1 protein-coding gene is annotated in these 4,589 nt (G+C 77.7%); it reads right to left on the bottom strand.

Annotated elements, in window-relative coordinates; genetic code table 11:
• Nucleotides 1-4,589, bottom strand: a 4,589-nt coding sequence (locus tag ABD363_RS32240) for a type I polyketide synthase (protein ID WP_344610006.1), incomplete at both ends; no start/stop codon positions are given.

The raw sequence follows: 4,589 nt of genomic DNA, 5'->3' as shown, positions 1-4,589 counted from the left end.
GTCCCAGCGCACCGACCCCACCCCACCGGCCCCCGCACACCGGACCAACCGGGGCGCGAGGAGCCGGTCGCCGCGTACGGCGAGTTCGGTCTCCCCGTCGCTGAACGCGGCCATGAGCGCGGGCAGGGGCGGGAGTGCGGGAGCGGTCGGGTCGAGGGCGAGCAGGGCGAACCGGGCCGGGTGCTCGGTGGCCGCCGAGCGCAGCAGGCCGCGTGCCGCTTCCACGACCGGGTCGTGGCCGTCCGGGACCACGACGACGAGGCGGGACGTCTCGTACGGGGCCGCGGCGAGCCAGTCGTGGATCAGGCGGAGGACCCGGTGGAGGGTGGGGTGCAGGTCGTCCGCGGTCAGCTCGGTGAGGACCAGGTCCGGGGCGGCTTCGGCGGCGGGCCGGCTGGTCGGGTCGGTGAGGACGCGGGCTGCGGGGGGTGCCCAGGCCGGGGCCCGGTCCGGGGCGAGGACGGCGGCTTCGGCCGCCGCTGTCCGCCTCCCGGTGTCCAGGGGGGTCCACTCCACCTGGAACAGGGCGCCGTGCGCGGGCGTCGGCGTCCCGAGGTCGGCCGCCGGGCGGGTGACGAGGGAGCCGACGGTGGCGACCGGGGCTCCGGCGGGGTCGGTGAGGGTGAGGGCGATGCCGCCGTCCGCCGGGTCGCGGGTCAGGCGGGCCCGTACTTCGCGGGCTCCGGTGGTGTGCAGTTCCACGTCGTGCCAGGCGAAGGGCAGGCCGGGCGTTCCGCCGGTGAACGCGGCGGCGTGCAGGACGGCGTCGAAGAGGGCGGGGTGGAGGCCGAAGCCGTCGGTGTCGGTGTCCTCGGCGAGCGCGGCCTGCGCGAACAGTTCGTCCCCGCGCCGCCACACCGCGGTCAGCGCCCGGAACGGCGGTCCGTAGTCCAGGGCGGCGTCGGCCAGTTCGTCGTGGAGGCCGTCGAGGTCGACGGGTTCGGCGCCGGGCGGCGGCCATGTCCCGGGGGTGCCGGGGGGCGGGCCGTCGGGTGTGGTGAGCAGGCCGGTGGCGTGACGCAGCCAGGGGGTGTCCGGCTCGTCCTCGGGACGGGAGGAGACGGTCACCGGGCGGTGGCCCGAGGCGTCGGGGGCGCCGACGAGGACCTGGAGGGCGAGGGCGTCGCGTTCGGGCAGGGCCAGGGGGGCGGCGAGGGTGAGCTCGGTGATCCGGCCGTGGCCGAGTTCGGCGCCGGCGCGGGCCACCAGGTCGGCCAGCGCGGTGCCGGGCAGCAGGACGCGGCCGGCGACCCGGTGGCCGGTGGTCCACGGGTGGGTGGCCGTCGAGACACGGCCGGTGAACAGGGTGCCGTCGGTGTCGGCGAGGGACACGGCCGCCGTCAGCAGCGGGTGGCGTACGGCGGTCAGGCCGGCGCCGCGGACGTCCGTCCGGGCGGGGCCGGCGGTGGGCCAGTAGCGGCGGCGCCGGAACGGATAGGTGGGCAGTTCGGTGCGGCGGGCGCCGGTGCCGGTGAAGAGGGCGGGCCAGTCGACGGGCACGCCCGCGGTGAACAGCCGGGCGAGCGCGGTGACGAGCGCGGTCTCCTCGGGGTGGCCGGCGCGCAGCAGCGGCACGGTCAGCGCGGGGGCGTCGTCGGGCAGCGCCGGGGCGATGAGGCCCGTCAGGACCGCCGTGGGGCCGATCTCCAGGTAGGTCCGGGCGCCGGTCCCGGCCAGTGCGCGGACCGCGTCGGCGAAGCGGACGGTCCGGCGGGCGTGCCGCACCCAGTGGTCGGCCGTCGTCAGGTCGCCGTCCCCGGCGAGCGTTCCGGTGAGGGCCGACACGACGGGCAGCCGCGGCTCGTGGAACTCCAGGCCGTTCAGGGCCTCCCGGAAGGCGGCCAGCATGGGGTCCGTCAGCGGGGAGTGGAAGGCGTGGCTGACCCGCAGCCGGGTCGTGCGACGGCCGGGCAGGCCGGCCGCGACGGCGAGGACCGCCTCCCGCGTACCGGACAGGACCACGGAGGCCGGGCCGTTGACCGCCGCGATCGCCACCGTGTCCGTGAGCAGCGGGGCGACCTCGTCCTCGGTGGCTTCCACGGCGAGCATCAGGCCGCCTTCGGGCAGTTCCGCCATGAGCCGGGCGCGGGCGGTGACCAGGGCGCAGGCGTCGGGCAGCGACAGCACCCCGGCCACGTGCGCGGCCGTGATCTCGCCGACGGAGTGGCCGGTGACGACGTCCGGTCGTACGCCGAGGGACTCCAGCAGCCGGTACAGGGCGACCTCGACGGCGAACAGAGCGGGCTGGGTCCGGTCGGTGCGCTGCAGCGCGGCCTCGTCGCCGCCCCACATCGTCTCCCGCAGGCCGGGGTCGAGCAGCGCCAGCGTCTCGTCGAGGGCGGCGGCGAACACCGGGAAGCGGGCGTACAGGTCCCGGCCCATGCCGAGGCGCTGGGCGCCCTGCCCGGAGAAGACGAAGGCGACCCGGCCGGGGTCGCCGGCCACCGCGCGGGCGATCTCCACGGGGCCGGAGTCGGTGGCGAGCGCCACGGCCCGGTGCGGGAACGCCGTGCGGGCGGCGGCGGCCAGGGTGCCGCCGACGTCCAGCCGGTCGTTGCGGTCGGCGAGGCGGGCGAGGCGGGCGTCGAGCGCGTCCGCCGTGCGGGCCGACAGCACCCAGGGCACCGCGCCGGGCACGAGGCCGGCGCCGGGGTGCTCACCGGTGTCGGCGGGCTGCGGCGGGGCGGCTTCCAGGATCACGTGGGCGTTGGTGCCGCTGACGCCGAAGGAGGAGACGCCGGCGCGGCGCGGCCGGCCCGTCTCGGGCCACGGGGTGTCCTCGCGCAGCAGGCGTACGGCGCCCGCGGCCCAGTCGACGTGCGAGGAGGGGGTGTCGGCGTGCAGGGTGCGGGGCAGCAGGCCGTGGCGCAGCGCGAGCACGGTCTTGATGACGCCGGCGACGCCGGCGGCGGCCTGGGTGTGGCCGATGTTGGACTTCACCGAGCCGAGCAGCAGGGGCCGTTCGCGGTCCTGCCCGTAGGCGGCGATGAGGGCCTGCGCCTCGATGGGGTCGCCGAGGCGGGTGCCGGTGCCGTGGCCCTCGACGGCGTCCACGTCGGCCGGGGCGAGCCCGGCCGCGGCCAGGGCCTGCCGGATCACCCGCTGCTGGGCGGGCCCGTTGGGCGCGGTCAGGCCGTTGGAGGCGCCGTCGGAGTTGACGGCGGAGCCGCGCAGCACCGCGAGGACGGGGTGGCCGTTGCGGTGGGCGTCGGAGAGCCGTTCGAGGACGACGAGGCCGACGCCCTCGCCCCAGCCGACGCCGTCGGCCGCGTCCGAGTAGGCCTTGCAGCGGCCGTCGGGTGCGAGTCCGCCCTGCCGGTCGAACTCCACGTAGGTCGACGGCGTCGCCATCACCGTCACCCCGCCGGCCAGGGCGAGCGTGCACTCGCCGCCGTGCAGCGCCTGGGCGGCGAGGTGCAGGGCGACCAGGGAGGAGGAGCAGGCGGTGTCGACGGTGAGGGTGGGGCCTTCCAGGCCGAGGGCGTAGGCGACGCGGCCGGAGGCGACGCTGTGGGCGCTGCCGGCGCCGCGCAGCCCTTCGAACCGTTCGTCGGTGAGCAGGGTGCCGTAGTCGCCGTACATGACGCCGGCGAAGACGCCGGTGCGGCTGCCGCGCAGCGTCACCGGGTCGATGCCGGCCCGCTCGATCGCCTCCCAGGCGGTCTCCAGCAGCAGTCGCTGCTGGGCGTCCGTGGCCAGCGCCTCGCGGGGGCTCATGCCGAAGAAGTCGGCGTCGAAGTCGCCCGCGTCGGTGAGGAAGCCGCCGCGGCGGGGGCTTCCCCAGCCGCGTTCGGCGGGCACGTCGCCGATGGCGTCCACGCCTTCGGTGAGCAGTCGCCACAGGTCGTCCGGGGAGGTGACGCCGCCGGGGAAGCGGCACGCCATGCCCACGACGGCCACCGGGTCGTCGGTGACGGCGGGCCGTGCGGGCGGGTGGACGGCGGCGGGGCGCCGGCCGGTGAGCTCGTCGCGCAGGTGGGCGGCGAGGGCGGTGGCCGTCGGGTGGTCGAAGACGAGGGTCGCGGACAGGCGCAGGCCGGTGGCGGCGGTGAGCGCGTTGCGCAGTTCGACGGCGGTGAGGGAGTCGAACCCGAGTTCCCGGAAGGGCCGTTCGGGGTCCACGGCGTCGGTGCCGCGGTGGCCGAGGACCCGGGCGACGTGGTGGCGGACGAGGGTCACCAGTTCACGCAGTCGCGCCTCGGGGTCCAGCCGGCCGATCCGCGCGGCGAGATCCGGGCCGTCCGCGCCGGCGGGGACGGCGCGGGCCGCGGTGCGGCGGGGTCCGGGCCCGCGGACGAGGCCGCGCAGCACGGCCGGGACGGTGTCGCCGGCGGCCCGCAGGGCCGCGGTGTCGAACCGTATCGGCAGCACGACGGGTTCCTCGCCCGCCAGCGCCGCGTCGAAGAGGTCCAGGGCGCCGGCCGTGGACAGCGGCAGCAGTCCCGCGCGGGCCATGCGCGCGCGGTCCGCCGCGGTGAGCCGCGCGGTCATTCCCGCCGACGCCTCCCAGGGACCCCAGGCCAGCGACAGCCCCGGCAGGCCGAGGCTGCGGCGGTGGCGTACGAGGGCGTCGAGGTAGGCGTTGGCGG

Origin of the sequence: Streptomyces glaucus (assembly GCF_039533365.1) — a bacterium.
In the GTDB taxonomy this organism is placed as follows: Bacteria; Actinomycetota; Actinomycetes; order Streptomycetales; family Streptomycetaceae; genus Streptomyces; species Streptomyces glaucus.
The sequence above is the reverse complement of the archived record's forward strand: the minus strand, read 5'-3'. Positions and strand labels throughout refer to the sequence as shown.